Source organism: Butyrivibrio sp. XPD2002 (genome assembly GCF_000423945.1).
Lineage (GTDB): Bacteria > Bacillota > Clostridia > Lachnospirales > Lachnospiraceae > Butyrivibrio.
The window spans coordinates 38256-59429 of the sequence record NZ_KE384114.1 but is presented as its reverse complement, the minus strand read 5'-3'; the positions used below and the strand labels follow the sequence as shown (position 1 = coordinate 59429).

The 21174-nt window shown below is 41.0% G+C and carries 29 protein-coding genes; all 29 read right to left on the bottom strand.

What is annotated here, in order from left to right; translation table 11 throughout:
- Positions 1-89 precede the first annotated feature (89 nt).
- Positions 90-1094: a hypothetical protein gene (locus tag G587_RS0116635; RefSeq protein WP_026493155.1), complete on the bottom strand. Its 1005-nt coding sequence runs from the start codon at positions 1092-1094 to the stop codon at positions 90-92.
- A gap of 147 nt (positions 1095-1241) precedes the next feature.
- A complete protein-coding gene (locus G587_RS0116630; protein ID WP_026493154.1) occupies positions 1242-1988 on the bottom strand; it encodes an N-acetyltransferase in 747 nt (248 codons plus the stop codon).
- Between the two features lie 606 nt (positions 1989-2594).
- Positions 2595-3314, bottom strand: a complete 720-nt coding sequence (locus tag G587_RS0116625; protein WP_026493153.1) for a GyrI-like domain-containing protein — start codon at positions 3312-3314, stop codon at positions 2595-2597.
- Between the two features lie 86 nt (positions 3315-3400).
- Positions 3401-3898 (bottom strand): cysteine hydrolase family protein, encoded by a 498-nt coding sequence (locus G587_RS0116620; RefSeq protein ID WP_026493152.1) that lies wholly within the window; start codon positions 3896-3898, stop codon positions 3401-3403.
- Entirely contained in the window at positions 3858-4817 is a 960-nt protein-coding gene (locus G587_RS0116615) for a helix-turn-helix transcriptional regulator (RefSeq protein WP_026493151.1), read from the bottom strand. Before G587_RS0116615 ends, G587_RS0116620 begins: the two co-directional genes overlap by 41 nt.
- 112 nt (positions 4818-4929) lie before the next feature.
- Complete coding sequence (locus G587_RS0116610) at positions 4930-6393, bottom strand: MATE family efflux transporter (RefSeq protein ID WP_026493150.1); 1464 nt, start codon at positions 6391-6393, stop codon at positions 4930-4932.
- A 12-nt stretch (positions 6394-6405) separates the two neighbouring features.
- On the bottom strand, positions 6406-7332 hold the full coding sequence (locus G587_RS0116605) for a phosphotransferase family protein (protein ID WP_196812601.1): 927 nt from the start codon (positions 7330-7332) through the stop codon (positions 6406-6408).
- Between the two features lie 179 nt (positions 7333-7511).
- Positions 7512-7766 (bottom strand): hypothetical protein, encoded by a 255-nt coding sequence (locus G587_RS23255; protein ID WP_051201104.1) that lies wholly within the window; start codon positions 7764-7766, stop codon positions 7512-7514.
- Positions 7767-8506: 740 nt separating this feature from the next.
- Positions 8507-8779, bottom strand: a complete 273-nt coding sequence (locus tag G587_RS0116590) for an HAD family hydrolase (protein ID WP_242830107.1) — start codon at positions 8777-8779, stop codon at positions 8507-8509.
- A 310-nt stretch (positions 8780-9089) separates the two neighbouring features.
- Positions 9090-9632 (bottom strand): GNAT family N-acetyltransferase, encoded by a 543-nt coding sequence (locus G587_RS0116585; RefSeq protein ID WP_026493147.1) that lies wholly within the window; start codon positions 9630-9632, stop codon positions 9090-9092.
- Between the two features lie 41 nt (positions 9633-9673).
- On the bottom strand, positions 9674-10051 hold the full coding sequence (locus tag G587_RS23250) for a GNAT family N-acetyltransferase (RefSeq protein WP_255346226.1): 378 nt from the start codon (positions 10049-10051) through the stop codon (positions 9674-9676).
- Between the two features lie 4 nt (positions 10052-10055).
- Positions 10056-10487, bottom strand: a complete 432-nt coding sequence (locus tag G587_RS0116575) for a GNAT family N-acetyltransferase (protein ID WP_026493146.1) — start codon at positions 10485-10487, stop codon at positions 10056-10058.
- On the bottom strand, positions 10484-11032 hold the full coding sequence (locus G587_RS23245; protein ID WP_051201103.1) for an adenylate kinase: 549 nt from the start codon (positions 11030-11032) through the stop codon (positions 10484-10486). The genes G587_RS0116575 and G587_RS23245 overlap by 4 nt, the downstream gene beginning before the upstream one ends.
- Positions 11033-11081: 49 nt before the next feature.
- A complete protein-coding gene (locus G587_RS26350; RefSeq protein ID WP_026493145.1) occupies positions 11082-11570 on the bottom strand; it encodes a GrpB family protein in 489 nt (162 codons plus the stop codon).
- A gap of 114 nt (positions 11571-11684) precedes the next feature.
- Complete coding sequence (locus tag G587_RS23235; RefSeq protein WP_035787101.1) at positions 11685-12548, bottom strand: GNAT family N-acetyltransferase; 864 nt, start codon at positions 12546-12548, stop codon at positions 11685-11687.
- An 89-nt stretch (positions 12549-12637) separates the two neighbouring features.
- A complete protein-coding gene (locus tag G587_RS0116555; RefSeq protein WP_026493144.1) occupies positions 12638-13261 on the bottom strand; it encodes a GNAT family N-acetyltransferase in 624 nt (207 codons plus the stop codon).
- A gap of 165 nt (positions 13262-13426) precedes the next feature.
- Complete coding sequence (locus G587_RS0116550; RefSeq protein ID WP_026493143.1) at positions 13427-14332, bottom strand: DUF2268 domain-containing protein; 906 nt, start codon at positions 14330-14332, stop codon at positions 13427-13429.
- Positions 14333-14532: 200 nt separating this feature from the next.
- Complete coding sequence (locus tag G587_RS0116545; RefSeq protein ID WP_026493142.1) at positions 14533-14985, bottom strand: GNAT family N-acetyltransferase; 453 nt, start codon at positions 14983-14985, stop codon at positions 14533-14535.
- 29 nt (positions 14986-15014) lie between these two features.
- Positions 15015-15569: a GNAT family N-acetyltransferase gene (locus tag G587_RS0116540; protein WP_026493141.1), complete on the bottom strand. Its 555-nt coding sequence runs from the start codon at positions 15567-15569 to the stop codon at positions 15015-15017.
- Between the two features lie 142 nt (positions 15570-15711).
- Positions 15712-16476 carry a class I SAM-dependent methyltransferase gene (locus G587_RS0116535; RefSeq protein WP_026493140.1) on the bottom strand — a complete coding sequence of 255 codons (765 nt, stop codon included), beginning with the start codon at positions 16474-16476 and terminating at the stop codon, positions 15712-15714.
- Between the two features lie 216 nt (positions 16477-16692).
- Entirely contained in the window at positions 16693-16833 is a 141-nt protein-coding gene (locus G587_RS25635; RefSeq protein WP_155829602.1) for a hypothetical protein, read from the bottom strand.
- Between the two features lie 88 nt (positions 16834-16921).
- The gene (locus G587_RS0116525) at positions 16922-17395 is read right to left on the bottom strand and encodes a DUF2798 domain-containing protein (RefSeq protein WP_026493139.1); all 474 of its coding nucleotides are present in this window, start codon (positions 17393-17395) and stop codon (positions 16922-16924) included.
- A 161-nt stretch (positions 17396-17556) separates the two neighbouring features.
- The gene (locus tag G587_RS25200) at positions 17557-17712 is read right to left on the bottom strand and encodes a DUF5680 domain-containing protein (protein ID WP_196808924.1); all 156 of its coding nucleotides are present in this window, start codon (positions 17710-17712) and stop codon (positions 17557-17559) included.
- Between the two features lie 6 nt (positions 17713-17718).
- The gene (locus G587_RS0116515) at positions 17719-18408 is read right to left on the bottom strand and encodes a hypothetical protein (RefSeq protein ID WP_026493138.1); all 690 of its coding nucleotides are present in this window, start codon (positions 18406-18408) and stop codon (positions 17719-17721) included.
- Positions 18409-18413: 5 nt separating this feature from the next.
- A complete protein-coding gene (locus G587_RS0116510; protein WP_081679488.1) occupies positions 18414-18671 on the bottom strand; it encodes a helix-turn-helix transcriptional regulator in 258 nt (85 codons plus the stop codon).
- Positions 18643-19122 carry a hypothetical protein gene (locus G587_RS0116505; protein WP_026493136.1) on the bottom strand — a complete coding sequence of 160 codons (480 nt, stop codon included), beginning with the start codon at positions 19120-19122 and terminating at the stop codon, positions 18643-18645. Before G587_RS0116505 ends, G587_RS0116510 begins: the two co-directional genes overlap by 29 nt.
- 100 nt (positions 19123-19222) lie before the next feature.
- On the bottom strand, positions 19223-19354 hold the full coding sequence (locus G587_RS26520) for a hypothetical protein (RefSeq protein WP_256379325.1): 132 nt from the start codon (positions 19352-19354) through the stop codon (positions 19223-19225).
- Complete coding sequence (locus G587_RS0116495) at positions 19351-20109, bottom strand: AAC(3) family N-acetyltransferase (protein WP_026493135.1); 759 nt, start codon at positions 20107-20109, stop codon at positions 19351-19353. The genes G587_RS26520 and G587_RS0116495 overlap by 4 nt, the downstream gene beginning before the upstream one ends.
- 94 nt (positions 20110-20203) lie before the next feature.
- Positions 20204-21001 (bottom strand): CPBP family intramembrane glutamic endopeptidase, encoded by a 798-nt coding sequence (locus G587_RS0116485; RefSeq protein WP_026493134.1) that lies wholly within the window; start codon positions 20999-21001, stop codon positions 20204-20206.
- Between the last annotated feature and the right edge of the window lie 173 nt (positions 21002-21174).

Below are 21174 nucleotides of genomic sequence, written 5' to 3'. Positions count from 1 at the left end.
TTCAAGCGATTGTCACTTCACGCCTCAACTCCTTTGAATATACCACATGAAGATTACTGCTTTTATAAAATTAGGATAAAAATTCAGGATTACTCTGCGTCCTGCATGTAGGAAGGCTCATGCGTATACCACTCGTATTCCGTATCATCGGTTTCCTTCCCCACGTTTATATATTCATTGTCGTAGATGTTGGAATCCTTCCACATGGTGCACATTATAGCTGCATTCTCTATGTCAATAAAGCTGCAGTCATGCACTCTTATGTTGCTCTGATAAACATCGGGAATTACCGTGTGACTTCCAAAGCCTCTGTACAGATTTTTGAAGGTGCAATACGCAACCTCAACGTTATCACAGGGGCAGTCATCATAAACGGGATCCTTACTGTATGACATGGTCTCTCTGTTAGCTGCGTCTATCTGAAAAGCTTCCAGCGGCATGTTTTCGGGATCCTCTTTAATAGAATCCATAAAGGTGCATCCCGTAACATAAACATCTCTGCAGGCTGCAATTTCCACCATGTGTGTCGCAGCGCTGTTCTTTACGGTAAGGTTCTCAAGTGTAAGCCCTGTAACGTGAGCAAACCTGATTGGAACTCTGCTGTTGCTGTTTAGATCTATCGTTCCGCCTACGATTTTTATGTTCTGATAATCATCATATCCGCCCACACCCTCTTCTGCGTATATTCCGTCCCTTTTGTTACTGGGCCTGGACTTGGTCTGGATTATCACATCATCCTCATCACAAATGATGTTCACTCCGTTCAGCTCGAGAGTGACATTACTTCCAAGCCTGATGGACTTGGTATCCGGATTTATAAAGTATGTTCCCGGCGGCACAATAACTCTGAAGTACTGTGAAGGATCTTCTAAATATCTGACCCATGCGTCATCAAGCACAAGGTAAAGTGTCATGGCAAAATCTTTATCAAGGCCTTCTAAGCCGTTCAGATCATAGACGATCTCACCGGCATCATTATAATAGGCCAAAATCCCGCTGCTCCCCGCCTCAGCCTTCGCTTTCAGGGGATAGTAGGATATCGTGCCCGGAATAATCAATATCATGATGAGTAATGCTGATAAAAGTCTTTTCATAGTATCATTCCCGGTTCAACAACTAGCCAGATAATCAATTTAGGGTGATACAAATATTATATGAAAAAGACCTCTACCATAGTATTACGTAAGAATAAAGTAGCATTAAAAATGCATGAACTTTATGTACAAATCCGAAACTTCAGCTTACCCATTTATAAGCTTTAAAAACTTCTTGTCATTCATCTGCTCGTTGGTCACATATTCGCCATCGCAAAACAGCGCATAGGTGGTGATGGGCGTAGGTGCGCTCTGGGCTTTTTCTTTGCTGTCGATTTTTATTGCTTTGAATGGGATTTTGTTCTTTGCGGCGGTCTCCTCCAGAACCGGCACGTACTTGGCATTGAAGGGGCACTGATTTGTGTAAAAGAGAACGTAGCCGGGATCGTCGATGTGGGGGTGCTTGGCGGAGTCTTTGAAGGTTGGTTTGTCTTCTTCATCCTCAAAGGGTAAATACCACAGCTGTATGCCGTTGTCTGCTTCGTCACAAACTTTGAAGCCTTTTGCTGCGAGGAATTTCGGATCTGAAAGGAAGGGCTTCTTCTTTGCTGCTGCTAATACGCAAAGTCCCTTCTTTCCTTTCTCCTTACTGTCTCTTATGCACTCGTTAAGAAGCTCTGTTGAGTAGCCATGTCCCTTGAAGGAACCGGACACCCACAGACAGTCGATGTACATATATCCCGGCGCGTTTATGGGATTCCATGCATTCTCAGCGGGGATGTATTCAATGAAGCACTTTCCTCGCTCTGCACTTTTTAGAAAGACCAGGCCTTCGTCGAACCTGTCTGCAAGCCAGGCTTTCTTGGATGATACCTGCACGTCTTTGTTATTTGAGATTGCGCAGCAGATGTGCTCTTTTTCGAGGTTGTCTTTGGTTAATCGTATGTATTCCATCTTTATGCCTCCTTTTTGTGGGGTGTGGAGTGGGGTAGTTTTGGTAGGGTTTTGGTGCGGCTTTGGTGCGGCTTTGGTGCGGCTTTGATATCTGGGTAAGTTATTATTAGGTTATTGTTTGGATAAGAATCTTAAAGTATAACTGTTAGGGCTTAAAAGTAAGTGTTGTTGGGGCTGATTTTGGTAGGTTTTTAGTGTATTTTCTTTATATCCGGGAATATTACTTGATGAATGCTCTAAATGCTTGTTAGGTCGCGTAGTCCTGGGGTTTAATTCCAGGTGGTCTACGTGACCTTCTTTCTCTCTGTAAAAATGGTCAAGTAGGATTTGTGCTTTTTCCCAAGGATACTACGGAATATTATTTCTATATAAAAATAGTTCAAGTAGTGTCTTTGTTTTTGCCCTGAAATACTACGTGACATTTTTCCTGGAATAATAATAGTTCAAGTAGCGTCTACTTTTCCGCCTAAGAAGACTACTTGATATTTTCCTATAATCCCAATAGGTCAAGTAGTACCACTTCATCCTCAATTAAAAGCTATGTTAAGCAATCCCAAAAAACATTTTTCGCATAGTCTACCGCCAAAAAGGATGGGCACTAACGCCTCAAGCTTTCCTTATAGGATGTCGAATTACCGTTTTAAGTCTCTCCGGTGCTACCTTTCTAGCGTCACTTAAATATATTTCATGATGCAAACGCTTTTCATTGATGTCCAAAATATAACCCTGCTCTTCCATGAACTGATGCATTGCCTCCACAGTGGCAGGCTCATCATCGTAGGAACCAATATGCATACACTGCACACATACCCCCTCATCGTATGCAAAGAATTCTACCTTTGAAAAGTCCGTTTTCTTTTTGGTAGTCGCTTCAGCAATCGCCCAGTCGAAATCTTCTTTTGTAACAAAGTCAGGTAAACGAATGACAGAGATCCAGTTAAAATCATCTTTGCGAGTATAGTCTATTCCGCCAACAATCTTTCGATTGTCACTAGCATTGTTCTCACTTGCACCGCTAGTATTATTCTCGCCTGCTCCGCTATCATTACTCTTTTCAGGAGCAGAATCCTGCCACCAGAATCCTTCTAGCGGCGGCACAACATAATCAAAGTAGCCATCGATCTTGTGGTCTCCTTTTTTACTCATCTTAATTGTAAATGCGATGCCATAAAGCAGTCCTATTGCCTGCTTGTACTCGCCGCCCTCTACATTGGGATCACCACTACCCCTGACTGCGATGTAATTCATCTTCGGAACCGTCACTATCGAAGGCGTGCCCTTAGGCATGTAAAATTCCTTGTACTCTTTCTTGTAATCGAACGCCATAATCATCCACTCTTCTCTTTGGTTTCACAAAACAAATTTCAACGAAATGTTATGCTTCAGGTAAGTCCTTTTCCTCATAGGGCTTATTACCTTACCTCCATATACTCATCAAGCTCTTTTACCTCGCACCCCTTGCTTGCGTAGTACGCGTACATCTCGTCCAGCTTCTTAAGGTCATAGCTTGTGACACAATCAGATATCACATGAACTGTGTAGCCCGTTTTGGTCATGTTATAGCATGTCGATTTCACGCAGCCCGTAGCATCTGCGCCTGCAACATAGAACTCTGAAATTCCATTATCATTGATGAATCCCGCGAACGCTTCTGATGTCAGTGCATTAGATTTTGTCTTGGTAAAAACGTTATCCGATACAACCTTCATTTCAGGGACAAGCTCTTCGCCTTTTGTATCGGGCTTGAAGGTTCTGGTTCCTGGCGACAGGTTGTTATGCTTGATGTAAACAACGTGCATATCCTCTGCCGTTGCCCAGTCGATAGCCCTGTTGATACCATCAACGATTTTCCTGTAATTCTTGGTTATGTCATTTTGAATGTCTATTACGACCAGTGCCTTGTTTTCCATATTTTCTCTCCACCTTTTCATATTTTCGTGCAATGTCACTGGTGATCTCGTAAAGTTTCTCCCTGACAGACTCAGGCTCAAGTACTGTGACCTTATCCCTGCATGAAAGTATCCATGCAATCAATCCCTCATCATCCGGATACTCATGCTCGAAAAGCAGCGTCCCATCCGTTTGTTCCTTGAAAGAATTGACGCCATACTCTTCCACAAGCTGCCATTTCATGGATGGGTCGAAGATAGCTTTCACTCTGCCCTTCGCAGGAAAAATCTCATCATTCGAAATGGAAGGCGCAGGTATCTCACTTCTTTTTTCAAAGTCATTTCCAAGGACAATTCCATCCATTCGGTTCAGCTTGAACAGCCTGAAATCCTTCCTTAGCAGGCAGTATCCATACACGTACCAGCTGGCCCATTTGAAGATAAGGTAATACGGCTCAATCTCTCTTTTAGTGTCGCCCTTCGGCGAGTAGTAGTAAAACTCCATTCTTTTACCAAGTTCTATAGCATCCTGGATTAGTGCAATCTTCGGCGCCAGGGTGTCCCTATACCATGAGGACAAGTCGATAAGGATGGAATCCCTTCCGCTTATAAACTCTGACGAACCGGCCTGGATTTTTTCCATGAGCTGACCATAATATCCGCTGCCGCTGACACTATCGAGACTTCGGAGCCCCGCAAGGATCATCTGCATATCCCGGGATGTCAAAAGCGTTCTATCCATCCGATAGCCATCCATGATGCTGATTCCGCCGCCCACGCCCTGCGCAGTCTGGATAGGTATCCCCGCCTGGCACAGTGTTTCAATATCCCTGTTGATTGTGCGCCTCGATACCTCGAAGTGCTCAGCCAGCTCCGGTGCAGTTGTCATCTTCTTTTGCAAAAGGATTGAAAGTATACCAATCAGTCTGTCTATCTTCATTTGATCACCTTCTGGATTAAGAGTAACACGGTAAACATGTCATCTATATGTCATGTTTCTATTTTACACTGATTTACACCGATTTGGATTTTTCCTCCTTATTAATGGACCGCTAACCCCGTCCCCATGGTCCATATGCTCTTATACACTTCGCGCTTGTCTCCCTGATAATCACCGAGGCCTTCGAATCTTGTGAGGGTAAAACTGGTTTTGCGCTATTAACAGGTAAAGTCATATACATTTTCTCGTAGTCCGCTGAATCATTTTGAACATGACTTTTCCCCCATGAAAAAAGATATATGGCAACCAATATGCAGCAGATGCAGGAGGTTAACGGAAAGGCCATCCATACTCCATCGAGACCAATCTGACCGCCAAGTATTGTGCCAAGGATAATTACGCCAACAGAGCCCTCGGTTAAAGTAACCGCCATTGCATGGTATGGCCTGCCGGTTGTATTAAGGTAATCTCTTGCAATTATCGCCATTCCCTTGAAAAGCACTATAAACGAATATATTCGTAGTGCATGAATCGCTAATACTCTTCCGTCCTGAATACTATATAAATCCACAAATATGCCAGGGAACAATTGGATCATCGCCAAAAGAACCACTCCCCACAGCACTAATATAATGCTGGAATTTTTCATAACATATCGCACTGACTGTTTATCTTCTGCACTGTTTAGCATACTCACAAAGTTTCTCACATTTTCAGATACGCCATTGATCAAAATTGCACATACAGCCAGTAGCTGCAAGCAGATAGAAAAAGCCTTCATTGCTTCCGTTCCACCCATTTGGGTAACAAGGCGATTAAAATACCAATAGTATGTAAGGAGGCCCAGTTGAGATAACCCGGATGGCAATCCTCTGATGAATATGTCTTTTATTGCAGCAACATTAAAATATTTGATAGATGAAAAAACGAAATGATCCTTTTTTAACGCGAATATCATAGCTATAAGCGCAACCACATAGCCGCTTATGGTAGCCCACTGAGCTCCCGCAATGCCCATTTTAAAGAATTTTATATAGACTACATCCAGTAACACATTAACAATATTTGCAGTCAAAACGATTCTGAAGGTAAGCCCGGGATATCCCATCGCAGGCAAAAAGGAAGCAAAGGTCATCATTATTATAGATATGGGAATAAGTATCAGTGTTGGAATCATATATGACTGAAAATCTCCCATAAGCTCCTGGCTGCATCCCAGTGCCATGTCAAGTTCTCCAATAAAGAATAATCCGGGAATGGTTACAATAAAGCTCATAATCGTTGCCAAAATCATAGCTGTACTATAGATACCTGCAGCCTTCTCGCGTTCCATTTTTCCCATAAGTGTGGCATATATTACTGCGCCTCCACATCCTATAAGCTTTACAGTAAATGGCGTATACTGGACCATCGGGCCGGCATAGTTTTCTATGGCAACAGCATTAGAATCAATGAGCTTTGCAACAATTATGGTATCAACAAATTGCTGAATAGCCCCGCCAAGTCCAACAAGAATCTCCGGAAAAAGATATTTTATGTAATTTCTGACTATGATCTTATCTGTACGTGCAAACATTTTATCCACATATTAAACTAAATCATTCCAGCCAATCATTTCTATGTTCAGGTCATCAACATGATACTGCTCCGAAAACTCCAAAGCTCTTCTTCTCACCTCAAGCAACATATCTTCTGTAAATACTCCCGGCATTCGAACCGATGCAAGGCATATCTGCGCCGCGTGAACTCCCTTTACTACTGTCTTGATTCTGGAAAGTTTCTCTGTATCTGCCTTGGAAAAATATTTTTTAAGAAATCTGTCAAACAGCGTCTCTGCCTCAACCTGTGTCATGTTACTCTTTGTCTTATAATCTGCTTTTGAACTAAATGATGGAAGAAATACAAAATGCGCATACATTGCAAGCAGATCAAAAACCGGGTGCCCTTTTCCTGAAAACATCAAATCCAAATACCGTATTTCTTCTCCGACAATATGTGCATTACCTGTATGACAATCACAATGGACGAAGGTTTGCGCTTCGGGAATACTTTCAAAAATCGAGCGAATTTTCTTCGCGTCCTCCTCTGAACAGTACTCCTTATTGAGCTTGCCTATATAATAAATAGCCAGCTCCTTCGCGTCAGGCAGTCCCGGATCAGTAATCGGTATCTTATGTAACACCTTTACTGCTTTGGCAAATCGTGAAATCAGCTCCACCCTTTTTTCCGGGAACTCGTAGATAAACTGATCCAGACTACTTCCCTCTTCTCTCTCCATCAGAAGTCCATATCTGTCACCTGCGCGAACAATCTCATAGACATCCGCTACCGGAACTTTTGACATGTAGGCAGCATGCGTATGAATCATTTCATCTTTAATAGATTCAAATGAAACAAACGGATAGAAAAGTTTTAATACCTTATCTTCTCCAATAGCATATACTTCAGCGGTCCTGCCCTTGCCGATAGGTTCACCCAATTTTTCCCAGTGTTGATAGAATGTACTGTTTTTCATACTGTGTACCATTCAAAATATCAAACGATGAAATATAATATAATTTTATCATTTTACGTTTATTCATTATGTAAAAAGAGTATTAAATCTGTTTTTATTGATTTATGGAAAGACGTCTAGTGCGGGAATATCATGCCTCCCTTTATACTCTTTCGTTAGTAACAATATGCTCTATTCCCCTATGATTGCCGCAGCACGTAAAGATCCTCGATTACATCTTTGTTTATGGTCACGACAGCCAAAGGTATGTCTCTGATCATCATGAATATTTCGCTTCCGGCAGCCATCTTCTTTTGCAGGTACTGCTTCTGTCGCTCAGGTGTATGCCTTTTGATAAATTCTTCCGCGCAGAATGACCTGTGTGAATCCTGCCACGCACAGGAATGAATCGTTGCTGCCTCTAATATATTTTCCTCATTAACTCTTGTTATCACTCTCTTCTCCTGATCCCTGAAATTGCTTTTTAGGTATATAATATCAAGTCTTTATCCCTAAATTGTAAAATCTGCTTCCCTTTCACTAACTGTTTCAATCAGAAACCATATTTTTAACAGTATTGACTTACCACTTCACGAAGAACAGACTACAATTTTTATCCCCTTTACGCCGGAATTCTTGCTCACCATATGACTGGTTGAACTTTTTGATGAATTATTCCCACATACATGCTATTTTACTCTCTTCACACCTGTTTTTTTCAGTCAGAAATCTTGTAATGATGTTTACCGGTGTAACGCAAACGAAATTACGTCAAGTTTGATATTCAAGCGTTACGCCTGTTCTCTTCGACCATCCTCTACAGGTTGAACTCACTCGTGATGCTCAAGTCGGAATTACACCTGAATACTCTAATCAGCCCTCACCGGTTGCATCCACCCGCGATGCTCAAGCCGCACTCACCTGAAAATCCACCCCTTTTAAAGCTTCATATTTCACATCACTGTTTTTCACATAATAAGACTTGTGCAAATCCCATAATTCCAACATTGTATTACTCATTTTTTCATCCCTTTCCAATAGTTTGTGATATGGCGGCTCCTCTGATACTGCATTAGGGCGCCTCTTATTGATTATAGTTTTGAAAAAGGATGATATTTTCTGTATGCCACTTAGCGGTCAGGAAATACCGTTAACGGCAAAAAGACTGCCGCAATATGCGACAGTCTCAATAAATTTACATATTCTTCAGTATCTCATACAACTCGTCGAAGGATGATGCGCAGTAATCGATGTCATATTCCTTCATGGCGCTCTCGATATCGCCTGAAGGCATGAACCACACAGATCTCATGCCGGCGTTCTTTGCCCCAAGCATATCTGATGTGAGGGAATCTCCGATAACGATGCAGTTTTCTCTGGGCTCTCCTATCTTCTCGAGCACCATATCGAAGTACTCTGTTGACGGCTTGTGGACGCCCATATCCTCGCTTATAAAGATTCCGTCTATATATCTGTCTAAGCCTGTTGACGCTATCCTGCCCTGAGCACAATCTCCAGCGCTATACGCTCGGATGCATTGTAATCAAGCAGTGTCTGGTCGAGGTCAAATAGAAAGTTTTTGTGTGTAGTATTTGTTTTCATTTTTCATATTTCTTTCTTCGTCACTACAATGTATTCATCCCACAGCTTCATAATTTTCCACCTTATGCAGAAAACAATTAGCAACATTATAAGCAAGGTGAACTCATATAAACACAAAACAGAACTTGAATTTATCTTCAGATATAACACGCCAACTTCAGCCCGACAACTCGAAGTTATCTGACAGACTGCCATTCCTCTTTGGAAAGGCATGTTATGTGTTCCGTTCGGAGAACACCCTCTATGGCACATGGCACATTATAGACCGTATGATGATAATGAAAACCGCACTTCTCCTGAACACGCTTTGACTTTTCATTCCCATCAAAGTAACCACACCATATTTTATTAAGTTTTAGGTTTTCAAAACCGTAGCGCATCAATTCCCTGACTGCTTCCAGTATCAGCCCTCGTCCCCAATACGGAACTCCGATCCAGTAGCCGATTTCACCTTCTGAATCAGGAAGGCCAATATTGCTGGCTTTCCCAAGCATAAGTCCAATGCTGCCAACAGGCTGGCCTGATTCTTTTAATACTAAAGCATAGGTCTCCGGCGCTGAAAGAACCCTCCGGATTATTTCACGGCTATTCTCTACACTTGTATGAACCGCCCATCCTGCGATTGGTCCCACATCAGGATGACTTGCATATTTAAATAAATTCTCCGCATCGCTTTCTTCCCACGGTCGGAGGATCAATCTTTTCGTTTCAAGTATCATGGCATACCTCTCTTACCAACGGCATCTCTGCAAACGGGAATCTACAGTGCTAATTCCATCAGCCAGCAATCTACTTTTTCTCCCTCAAACATCTCATGTTTCGGAAGTGATTTAATGATTTTAAACCCGGCTTTCTCGTATGCCCTTATAGCCCTTTTATTATCTTGGTGCGGGTCAAGAAGAACTCGTTCCGCAGCCATATTTTCTTTCAGATGAGAAGCCATCATTTTCAAAAAAGATGAGCCTATTCCCTTACTCCAGTATTTCGGCTCACCTATAAACTGATCCATAGCAAACACTATATGTCCATCGTCAGGATAGTCATATTCATCGAACAATTCACCACTCAATTGATAAGCCTGTGCATATCCGATGGGGGATTTCTTATACTCGATGATCATTCTGAATCCATCTGGAATTTGTCTATTTGTTCAGAATGCAGTTATAACGAACGACTGACCCATCGGGATAATCAATGATGCTTTTCTCCTCAGAAAAGCCGCATCTGCGGTAGAAACCAATTGAATCATCGTCCGTCTGCGCTTCGATTCTTCCTATTCTTTCCAACTCCATCGCGCTTAAGATCAGCTGTTTTCCGATCCCCCGACGTCTGAGCTTTTCAGACACGGCAATTCCGATGATCTCCGCGGCGGCTTCTGAAAACTTCAGAACCATCATGCCGGCTTTCCTGTTTCGATCTTCACATACAAATACTTTCACCGATGAAGCTTGTAAAAAGCCTTCCATCTGTGTCCTATAGTCCTCGCATGTAGGATGATACATGCAGGGAGCATAGATCGAGTATGCTTCTTCTGATAGCAGCCAGTCTGTATCCTCGCATACTGCAACTTTCATGACTGTCCTCCAACCCCCGATTGTCGGTCCAGAAGTCCTTTTATTGTTTGCTCATAATCAGAATATATCAGTACGACCTTTTCCCCTGCATGTTGAAAGCCATTGATGATATCTCTGTTGTCTGCTTTCAGACTATCTTTCGTACAGTCTGCATCAATCATCCTGGCTTCGATTTCCGACTCATATCCAATAATCTCGCCAAAATGGTTCTCAATATAGTTCTCGCTCATAGCGAGGCAAATGAAGCGAATAGACGATAAATATCGCTCTTCAAAATCCCGTCTCCAATCAAATGGAATATAGCAGCCTTCAATAATGAGGTTCTGTTTATTTTCGATCGCCGTCTTCACGATCTCTCGTATGATTGGCCACAGATACCCGGTCAGAGCCTCATCATCCTCCGGCGTCAATTCTGTATTACCGCTGCGGATCAGACCCATTTTCAGGTGATCAATCGACAGATACGGATATTTGTATTTTTCGAGCATCTTTTGTGCCAGAAGCGTTTTTCCAGTGTGAGATGCACCCGTAATCAGTATGATCATTTTTTCCTCCTCAAGATTAAATATGTCAGTATCGGTCTCCATATTCCTTTCATGCTTCTGCCGTCCATTTGGAGATGAAATCCGTCTTCGCATCTGTATATGCATCACGGTCATGCTCATATTGTTTCCAAAGCCGGAGCTTCAAGGTTTCATATTCTTTTGCCACGGCAGGATGCTCGTTCAAATAATCACGGAAGTACAGTTCATCATTGTCCCCGGCATACCGCAGATGGACAAGATACATCCTAAACTCGTGCGGCGCAAAAATCAGAAGGAACACATATAAGATTGCAATTATTGCATTCATCATAATTCCGCCATATGCACCCAACACATGCTGTATAGGCGTTTGCTTCTCCCACTTATCGGCATCTACTGGACCAGGTGTTGAAAAAAAGATATAAGGTTTAACCTGAACCTTCCACCAGTTGTTTCTTAATCCAAAACGATAATGCCAAATGGCATGTCCAACTTCATGTAGCCATACTACTGAAAACAAAACCACATATCCCAAAACATATAACAAAACGTATTTCATACTTTTCTCCCCAAATGTCTCTATTAAATAACTAATAAGGAAATGCAATACCCAACATTTAAAATCATACGTATTTCCTCTATCCGCTTCAATGTTGGCTTCCTCCTCATCTCTCTATATTTTTCTCCAAAACGTGTAATGGTATCTGTTTCTGAATCCAAGCCTTGCATAGAAATCCATATCAGATATTACAAAAGCTCTTTTAGCTCCTAACTTCTTCGCTCTATTAAGTGCTTCGTGAATTACAGCCTTGGCTACACCCTTTCCTCTTTGGCTGGGAATAGTGCAGACAGGCTCTACATATACGTAGTCTGTTTTAGGGCTATACCACAGTCCACAGAGAGAAACCAGTTCACCTTCACTATCTCGTGCCGCCATACTAAGATCTCTGTTAAAGTGCTTACGCTGCCTTGGCGTAGTTAGTTCTTCTTTTTCAAATTCTGTCTTATCCTCGCCGTGATCAAAGCCCTGCCAAAATAGCCATGAAAGCTCATAAAGATCCTCTATCGGGTCAGGATTTGCAAAGCTGTAGCCCTCAGGCAAAGTAGCATTAAATTCCCTATTAAGATCAAGTTCCATAATGTTTTCTGTCTGATCAATCCTAGTAAAGTCTTTGTTTAAGACCATATCCATTTCATCTTTATTGTCATCGCAGACTGCAAGGGCAAAGCCAGAATCATCTTTAAGATTAGCGCATGCATAATCTAATATTTCCGGATACAGAAGCTTATACTCCGGCAGAACACCGCAGAAGCCCTCACCGAAATACATATCGTAGATTGCAGCTCCTACAACCTTTTCCTGATCTATCCAAAGCCCAATGGCCTCCAATAAATCCTTATTAAATTCCGGATGCTCATACATCCACTCAAACCTAGCCCAGTTCCAATTAATATGGCTCGTATCCCGATCATTAAGTTCTATTAGGAAATCACATACTGCCTCATAATCATGATCCGTATATTTCTTGAAATACATTATTTCTGCTCCTTATAAACAATAAACCTGAGACCCTCTTCTCCGATATGTGTTCCATCTGTCTTTTCAATCATCATTTTCAATTCCTATCAGTCAAATAGCTGCCCCGGAAGCTTTTTCTTTTCCTTGGGTGGAAACTGTTTATCGAATTCCTCTACATCCTCATCTTTAACATAGTAGCCCTGAGGGGTCTGATATACTCCGGTTACGTCATCAAGATATCCTGGGATCAATTCTCTGCACAGGAAAAATGATGAATCTGCGTCCTCAGGCAGATCATGATAACGAATTCCAAACTTGCTTGCATAATCGAATCCGCAATGGCTGTAAAATCCGATATTTCCTTCAAAAAGAACTGCTCCGAATCCCATTTCTGTTGCTTTCTCCAGGCAGTAATCAAGCAGTTCTTTTCCATAGCCCTTGCGCTTAAGCTCCGGCGTGATTCCTATCGGTCCCATGGTAAGTACCGGGATTTCCCTGCCATCATCAGCTTCAATAACAGTTTTCATGAACATGTTCTGCCCGATAAGCCTTCCGTCCTGCTCCATGACAAAATCAAGCTCCGGAACAAATGCCGGGTCATCCCTGAGCATATGAATTACATAGTGCTCACTGCATCCGGGGCGGTACACATTCCAAAATGACTCTCTTACAAGGTTTTCAACTTCTCTATAATCTTTCTTTTCTTCTAAACGAATTATATAATTACTCATTGTTTTTCATTCTCCTTCTTGTAATATCTTCATTTTAATACAATACTCTAAAACAAAAGTATCACAAAACAAAAACAAACCTTCTCCTTGCACGGATTTAGGTCTGTTTTTCACTTCAATACTAATCGTATTCTATTATGACCCTATAACCCCGTCCCCACGAGGTCATTTCCAAAATTCCTTTACTTCATTCAAAATCTCATTTGCCGGAATTATCGTTGCCTTTTCTATAGGAACCCCTGTCTTTTCTAAATAGTACTTTATCAAATAATAGCCTGTGGCATATCCTGCACAATATGGAAGCCCAACTTCCGGGAAATGCTGAATCCTGGCCATTTCATCGCCGTAAAGATATGATGTGATATTGTCAAAACCAGTTACTTCGAGACCATCGTAGATAATTTCTTTTATAAGAGGCATTAGCTCCATGTCTGTCTTGGTGACCCATGGTCCAAGAAGTTCTTCACCAAAAACTGTTGTGGCAAAGTTCTCTGCTAATCCTTCACTCACAATCATCTCACCAAGATTTATATCATTTGTCCACTTGATGTACTGGTATCTGATATTATGATTAGTCTCATGTGTAAGGGCGGCTGGAAGTCTTTTGATGGTCTCTTTTGAAGGAACGAGCCATCCCATAATATATCCAGGGATTCCTCCGTCACCACAATATCCTTCATTCATGATTGTATAAGCATTCTGGGGATTTGCCAGAAGAATTGTGAAAAGATATTCTTGCACCTTTAGCTCTATTCCCTGATTTTCAAATCTGGTAAGAGCTTCTTCTATAGCCCTATTGCAAGACTCCCACATCTGCTGATTTTCTAATTGCTCTATCTGCCCTGCAATGTCGCTGTCCACATCAGATGGCGCCATTATTCCTAATCTATTGTTAGCCATAATGATGTCATATCCACCTGGAAACTTTGGTTTCAAGGGGATATGATAACATTCCCATTTTCCTTGAAAGGGCAACATCATATCATAGCGATAGATATCATCTTTTTTATCTGAATCAGCCAGCATTATCTTTTTATAAACATCTGGCGAATATACGCTGTTGACTTTCATCCTTACCTCCTGAGCGTTTTATTTAAGCTATAATAAACTATAAACTATTACCTAACATCAGAGTCAACAGCTATTCAATCCTTTTTCGTATCTTTTTTAACAAAAAAATATAGAGATTGTTGCAACCTCTATATTTCATGCTCTGTACTATATTGTGACATTCAACGTGTAGTTCCGCTTTTGCCACGGACAGTTTCCCATTATCTATGGACGTAAAGCCTTGTAGGCTCTGGCTCTCCGTCTCCCTGTGCCATGCAGAAGAACTCCCATCCATATCTTTCATAAAATCCAAGATGATCTGTAACCAGGTAGATTGGAGTAATACCCTTGGACTTCATATCATCCACTACCATGTTAAGCAACTTTCCAGAAATGCCCTGGCAGCGATAATCTTCCTCAGTATAAACCGCGCAAACATTGGGAGTAAGGTCCTTTCTGTCATGGAAATCATTGTCTATAACTCCAAGACCTCCAACAATTTTCTCTCCATCAAGGCACACATACCATCCATATTCTGTTTCCCCAGCAATATACGCATCAATGCATTCCTGATATGCTTCAGTTGGTACTCCCCATTTTTCATGAAACCAATTTGCTGCTTCTTCCCTTAATTCCTGCTTTTCTCTCAAATTAACATAAATATATTCACTCATATCTTTTCTTCTTTCAAACTTGAATTAACTTATTTCTTCCATTCAGATTTCAATAAACTGTACATACAAGCATCTACAACACCTTTATTACTCCAATCAGCTTGACGAAGCGTTCCTTCGTATATTAATCCACATTTTTCCATTACTTTTCCCGAGTTAGGATTATTGGGATCATGCTGTGATTCAATTCTGTTTACACCTACCTCTTTAAAGAAAAAAGGAATTATCGCTTTAAATGCCTCTGTTGTTATTCCCTGATGCCACCACTTGCTGCCTATACAATATCCTATATGAACAATATCAAGGTTTTCATTTTTATCTACGACACTAATAGAACCAATGGGCTCTCCAATCTCTTTTAAAACGATTGCCCACTGATAAAAATCATTATTTTCATACCCCCGGACCCATTCATCAAGAACCTGTTCCGCCTCACTAACATCTGTTGCTGTTGGCCAGCGTAAAAACTCAGTAACTTTTGAATCGCTCTCCCAGTTTTTAAACATAACTTCTGCGTCTTCTTTGGTAAACTGTCGAAGAATTAATCGTTCGGTTTCTATCTTCTTTGTTCCTTTGTGTTCCATAATATTTTTCCTCTACAAATCTAATTTGTGTCTTGGTACATTAAAATCAAATTGTCATTAGCAGACCTTCTCCTTGCACGGATTTAAGTCTGTTTTTCACTCCAATATTTTTCGGTAAATTCCGAGATGATTTTTCATGCGCTTACGCCGCTTTCTTCGTCAGATACAGCACATAGGTATCCCAAAACTCGACTTTATCTCCGCCCGCAAGCGCCGCGCTCCGAAGCCCTTCGAAAAACTTAGTTTTATAAGGTTCCGGGATTAAAATGTGATCACTGTGCGTGCCGCAATACATCACATATTCATCCGCAGAAAAAGTGCGTTTTCCATAGAAATCATGGCGCGTCAGATCCACATAGCCATAGTCGGTCGCATGAAGATAGTCAAATGGCTCTTTCATGTTCTTGTATTCCGTCACCGGCTTATAATATTCGTCGTAAACCTTCTGGATATTGCTGTACAACTCCTCATTGGGCGTCTTATAATCCCCGATCAGATACATCATCGCCAACGTTCCGCCAGGCTTTAGCAGTTCAAACGTCTTGGAAAAAGCGAACTTCTCCGGAATCCACTGGATCGTTGCAGCAGAATATATCACATCATATTTCTGCTCCCCGAAATCGTGTGTAATGAAGTCGTCGTTCACGATATGGAAATTCGGTCTTGCTCCGTATTTTTCTTTCATCTTTTCATAAAGATGCTCCCCGAGCTCAATGGCATTATAATCGCAGCCGGTATCCAGAATCGGATCCGTCGCCTGACCAGTTCCCGAACCTATTTCCAGCACCTTAGTCTGAACTCCAATGTTGGCTTCCTTGATGAAAAATTCGAACAGCTCAGGGCTGTAACGAGGTCTGAACTTATCAAACTGCTCTGGAATTGTGTCAAACGCCTTACGATATTCCATTGGTTTCAAGGACAGGTTTATTTATTTCATAATCTTTTAGCATAATATCCTCCGCAAACTTCGATTCGCATATATAAGCCTTTCTCTACCTTATGTATCTCAGTAAAAAATCAGTAATTCCTATGATTGTGAAACCATTTTCATCAAATGTTTCACCAATCGGTCTATTCACAACAAGTATCTTCTGTATCTGGTCATTCAACTTAAAATATGGCCTTAGTTCTCGTTCCCTTGTATCAGCATTAGATATATCTCGCCACTTTGAATCCCCTCTAATATTGAGAGCGGGTATACTTTTTCAACGCTGATCTGATCGGTCAAATGCCTGATCTTCTTGCAGTCTGTAAGTTTTTTCATGGTCATCCTCTCTTGTAATTATATATTAACGTAAAATAAAAAACAGACCAGCTCCGTACACGGATTTTAGTCTGTTTTTCATCAATTCTTATTTCTGCTTTATTCTTTTCATAACAAATCCGAAGACATTTCTTACCAGCGGTCCTGCGAAGAATATCTGCCAGAAAAGAGCCATAGGAAAGTTCAACGCTGTCGTCTGAAGCCATACAGCCACGAATTCACTGCCTGCATCCTTAAAAAGGATTGTCGCTGCCATGCTCATAAGCGGGCACATGAGGCACACAGACATTGATGAGATGGCAAGTATGATCATTATCATAGGGTCTTTTCCCGGAGTGACGAATCTAAAAGCCAGCTTCTGAGCCAGTTTTCCTACAAATAAAAGTTCAAGCGCCATGGCTATCGGCCACATGATAAGCATTTCCTTGAATGCTGCAAGGAAGATAAAGTTCTGCATTCCGCCAACATTCAGTGAAATGTTGTAGCATATCATGGCATAAACCATGACAAATGCCATAAAGGCAGTAAAAAACAAATCCTGTAATTTGCTCTGTGGTAACATAGGGGTTCCTCTCTTTCTTAAATGGGGAAGACCTCCGTGTTGTTCGTTATCACCCGGCCAGAATGTGCGTTTCCAATAATACCTCGAAATCTTCATTTTTTATCAGCAATTGCAGATTATAGCAGATATTTTGTTTTCGTGTAAGTCTTTTTTTCTTCTGACTACTTCATTATTCCCCCATGGAAATAGCATTCATAAACTCTGGTATTGTTGCAATAAATCTCCTCGCATCCCTGAAACCAGCTGAAATCCCCGGTAACGCTGCACTTATAAGTATATTCACCGGACTGAAAATACTCAGGTCCTCTGTAAGGCATATAGAATTACTCATAATTCACTGTTATTTTTCCCAACGTTATTTTATCCAGAACCTTATCATTAGTCTTTACTGTATGTTCCGGTAGAATCTTTTCTTGATAATACACGCCATCCCAGTTTAGAAGCTTTTCTGGGTCTTCGGAATATCCTGTTAAATCACAGGTATTTACAAGAAATTTGGCATATTTTACTGCAAGAGCATGTTTTATCCGCATATTAGTGAGGATGCTTTCATCCAACCCTGTTCTTGCAAGCTGATTCCCGGTCATGCTGCTTAAGATCATCTTTGCTTCGACCATTGCTTGTTTTTCTTCCGCGCTACTTAATACAACTCCTTCAGAAAGAGCTCTTTTATAATAAATCTCATCTGATATACAAGTGTTAACTGCCACCTTCTTGGCGTAATCACAGACAAACTGAGAATCCATGCCGGCTGAAAAGTGGGTATTCCACCAGTGCTTTGGATTCTCAGGATCATACAAAAGAGCCTGGTTCTGCACAAACTCTTCTACTTTATATATATAATATCCAAATTCTCTTAAGGTAATCTCGGTATCATCAACTGTGATCAAAGGCTCATCAAGATGATCTTCATAAACGAATCTGCTCAGTATTCTCCCGCAAATAGCAGCAACTATCAGGATGACGTTTGCAATTAAAATTATTATGACAGCTCTTTTAACTGATCTCTCCATAATCACTATCCATTCTGTGTAAACAGCTCTTGGAATTCCTTTCTTCCGGGAACCCACGCCTTTTCATAAATGTGAGTGAAATGATTTTTTACCGTCTGCTCAGAAATTCCGAGCATATAAGCAATTCTATGATTTGAAAACCCCGACACTTTAAGGTATCCGAGTTCAAGCTCTCTTTTCGTAAATCCGAATTTACGAGCTATATTAAGATACTGCTCCTTTGTAATTCCGGGATCATTCATCTTCCATGTCCATCTCTTCATTCATCTTACGCTCGGCATTTAACTTAAGCGGCAGAAGAAAAAACTCGATTATTACTGCATAAAAACCTGAAAGGAAGCAGACAGCAAGGCTTGGTCCAAACGTTTCCGGCTCAGATAAATTTCCCATAAGAATTATTGCTGAAGTTATGATGGCAAAAAGAGCTCCAAATACAGTAAGCTTCTGGGCAGCGCCTACGGCTTCTATAATATTTTTTAGTTCAAGAAGTCTGTAATCTTTTATCCCTACTGAGAATGAATTCAAAAAATCTTTCCACTCACCCATGATAATGAGTCCGGGAATCAGAATAAGTAAAACAAGAATCAGCGAAGGCACATCAAGAAACCATGCAACAGCAGAAAAACCAAAGCTGGTTCCGAGGGTACTGATAAGAAATACAACGATGAAAAGTACAAGCTCTCCAAATAAAACGGTACGGATATTCTTTTTCATAAGCATACTCCTTTTAAGCTTTATTTATTCGTTATAGGTGTTCCTATTATGACGTTATCATATGCTCGAAAAGAAATATATAGTACCTTTTTGAATTTATTTAGTCCATCTCTTCTCTTGTAATATTCCTTGCCCACTTGTTGCTGTAGAAGTGCTTAAGAACCCAGGGCCATTTCACAAACTCATCGGTACATTTATAACATCTAATGTAATGATATATCGGAGCTTTCATTCTGTACTCCGCAACCCCCATAGTCCATATGGATCCTGCTTTAATTCTTTTTCATATAAAGAAACTACTGACCATATATCAAAAAACATCACCTTACAAGGACCGATAAACGCTTCTTTTATAAGTTTTTTTTCATAGGCCATATCCTGTATCTTGTACCATGCCTTCACCGGCGGATGCCCGGCTTCTATCATCCACTTATCTGGCGGATAGATTTTACAAATTTCTTCTGACGGAGTATAGATATCATTTATATCATCCGGGGTTATTCCTTCCACGTAGTGCATTGCCGTAAGCTTGTAAATATCAACTCCCAGTAAAAGTGCTTTCCCACCATTATGAATCGGATAATCCAACCCACCACTTAGTGCTTCCCCGCCATGTTTACCCCATCCGGACGTACTTATAGTGTCTGCTCCGGTATAAGTGTCAGGAAGCTTTCTAAAAGTATCAGCCACAATACCCATCGCTGTTTTTTCAGCATCAGCCTCCAATATCTTTATCTTAACAGTAATCCCAAGCTTCTTATCTTCCTCTGAGAGATCCAACTCTTTACTCAGCCTGAGTGCAGGCATAAAGATACTGCCCTCTTCAGTAACCAGTTCTTTTAATGTATCTATGACTGTCTCTGCACCACCTTCAAGTTCTCCAAAACTGCTAAGTGAAGAATGCACTTCCAAAGTCATTCCTTTTTCAATTCCAAGCTTTTGCAATGCCGACTTTAGTTCCTCTTTAGTTATAGTTCGTTTGCTCAAAGTGACCTCCTACACAATCATAATTGTTCTATTTAAAAGCCATCCAGCGTATTTTGTTTCTCCGATTTTATCATTTGCCCACCCAAGCATGTTATCAATCAAATTGTTTTTCATCATGACCTACCTCAGCTTTCTTTTTTAAACATATGAGCGCAATTATCAAAATATACACCACTGACAAAATGGCGTAGAACCATATATCAACCTGCAGGAAACAGTACAGGAAATTAAAACAGAAATGGATCACTATGCCATAAATCAGATTGTCGTTTTTCTCCATGAAATAGTTCATGATAAAACAAAGTCCGGTCATTACGATGACATTGGATAGGATATATGGAATCATCTGGATCCCTATGTAATCTGAATCAACAAACCATAGTATTGTATGCCAGAATGCCCATATAACTCCCTGGATCACAGATGCTTTAAAAAAGCTGTACTTTCCGTTCAAATATGGGCGAAGATACCCTCTCCATCCGGATTCCTCTCCTGTAGGTCCTGTCGTTATTGAAAAAAGAAATGATGCCCAAAATGGATATGCTCCAAAGCTCCAGTATTCACTAAATGCTCTGCCCTGATGCAAAGATAGCAAAAGCACCGTAATAAGAGTCGCCCCAAGAGTTATAATGGCTGAAACCACTAATGTAACTATGTTGATCCTTCCGCCAAAGGCTTTTTTATAAAACTCACTTATTGTTTGTCCCGGACAGAAATACTTAAAACCTATTAGCAGCACAATTGTAGGTGCCCATGCACAGACATTTGACAAAACTCTCATTACAACCGGTGAGCAGTGAAACACCATACTTGCGGTCCCACACAATCCCAGCACCATAAACCAGAACACAATATAGCTTAATGCCACATACCTTTTCATTTGCTTTTCCATGCGTTACCCCCTCGCCTACAGATTGTCGGTCTGATTGTCAAATAATCGGGACTTACCAAATCACAGATAAGTCCCACATGTATCTGACTCTATATTACATATCAAGTCGCGCTGCATCTCCTATTACACTTATTAAGTCCAATTATGCACGGATATTGCTTTGCTCAGAAAAA

Bases quoted from the DNA above. Each gene is read 5' to 3' on its own strand.
- G587_RS0116635 (WP_026493155.1), bottom strand. From the start codon at position 1,094: ATGAAAAGACTTTTATCAGCATTACTCATCATGATATTGATTATTCCG.
- G587_RS0116630 (WP_026493154.1), bottom strand. From the start codon at position 1,988: ATGGAATACATACGATTAACCAAAGACAACCTCGAAAAAGAGCACATC.
- G587_RS0116625 (WP_026493153.1), bottom strand. From the start codon at position 3,314: ATGGCGTTCGATTACAAGAAAGAGTACAAGGAATTTTACATGCCTAAG.
- G587_RS0116620 (WP_026493152.1), bottom strand. From the start codon at position 3,898: ATGGAAAACAAGGCACTGGTCGTAATAGACATTCAAAATGACATAACC.
- G587_RS0116615 (WP_026493151.1), bottom strand. From the start codon at position 4,817: ATGAAGATAGACAGACTGATTGGTATACTTTCAATCCTTTTGCAAAAG.
- G587_RS0116610 (WP_026493150.1), bottom strand. From the start codon at position 6,393: ATGTTTGCACGTACAGATAAGATCATAGTCAGAAATTACATAAAATAT.
- G587_RS0116605 (WP_196812601.1), bottom strand. From the start codon at position 7,332: ATGAAAAACAGTACATTCTATCAACACTGGGAAAAATTGGGTGAACCT.
- G587_RS0116585 (WP_026493147.1), bottom strand. From the start codon at position 9,632: ATGATACTTGAAACGAAAAGATTGATCCTCCGACCGTGGGAAGAAAGC.
- G587_RS0116575 (WP_026493146.1), bottom strand. From the start codon at position 10,487: ATGAAAGTTGCAGTATGCGAGGATACAGACTGGCTGCTATCAGAAGAA.
- G587_RS23245 (WP_051201103.1), bottom strand. From the start codon at position 11,032: ATGATCATACTGATTACGGGTGCATCTCACACTGGAAAAACGCTTCTG.
- G587_RS26350 (WP_026493145.1), bottom strand. From the start codon at position 11,570: ATGAAATACGTTTTGTTATATGTTTTGGGATATGTGGTTTTGTTTTCA.
- G587_RS23235 (WP_035787101.1), bottom strand. From the start codon at position 12,548: ATGTATTTCAAGAAATATACGGATCATGATTATGAGGCAGTATGTGAT.
- G587_RS0116555 (WP_026493144.1), bottom strand. From the start codon at position 13,261: ATGAGTAATTATATAATTCGTTTAGAAGAAAAGAAAGATTATAGAGAA.
- G587_RS0116550 (WP_026493143.1), bottom strand. From the start codon at position 14,332: ATGAAAGTCAACAGCGTATATTCGCCAGATGTTTATAAAAAGATAATG.
- G587_RS0116545 (WP_026493142.1), bottom strand. From the start codon at position 14,985: ATGAGTGAATATATTTATGTTAATTTGAGAGAAAAGCAGGAATTAAGG.
- G587_RS0116540 (WP_026493141.1), bottom strand. From the start codon at position 15,569: ATGGAACACAAAGGAACAAAGAAGATAGAAACCGAACGATTAATTCTT.
- G587_RS0116535 (WP_026493140.1), bottom strand. From the start codon at position 16,476: ATGGAATATCGTAAGGCGTTTGACACAATTCCAGAGCAGTTTGATAAG.
- G587_RS25635 (WP_155829602.1), bottom strand. From the start codon at position 16,833: ATGAAAAAACTTACAGACTGCAAGAAGATCAGGCATTTGACCGATCAG.
- G587_RS0116525 (WP_026493139.1), bottom strand. From the start codon at position 17,395: ATGTTACCACAGAGCAAATTACAGGATTTGTTTTTTACTGCCTTTATG.
- G587_RS25200 (WP_196808924.1), bottom strand. From the start codon at position 17,712: ATGCCTTACAGAGGACCTGAGTATTTTCAGTCCGGTGAATATACTTAT.
- G587_RS0116515 (WP_026493138.1), bottom strand. From the start codon at position 18,408: ATGGAGAGATCAGTTAAAAGAGCTGTCATAATAATTTTAATTGCAAAC.
- G587_RS0116510 (WP_081679488.1), bottom strand. From the start codon at position 18,671: ATGAAGAGATGGACATGGAAGATGAATGATCCCGGAATTACAAAGGAG.
- G587_RS0116505 (WP_026493136.1), bottom strand. From the start codon at position 19,122: ATGAAAAAGAATATCCGTACCGTTTTATTTGGAGAGCTTGTACTTTTC.
- G587_RS26520 (WP_256379325.1), bottom strand. From the start codon at position 19,354: ATGAAAGCTCCGATATATCATTACATTAGATGTTATAAATGTACCGAT.
- G587_RS0116485 (WP_026493134.1), bottom strand. From the start codon at position 21,001: ATGGAAAAGCAAATGAAAAGGTATGTGGCATTAAGCTATATTGTGTTC.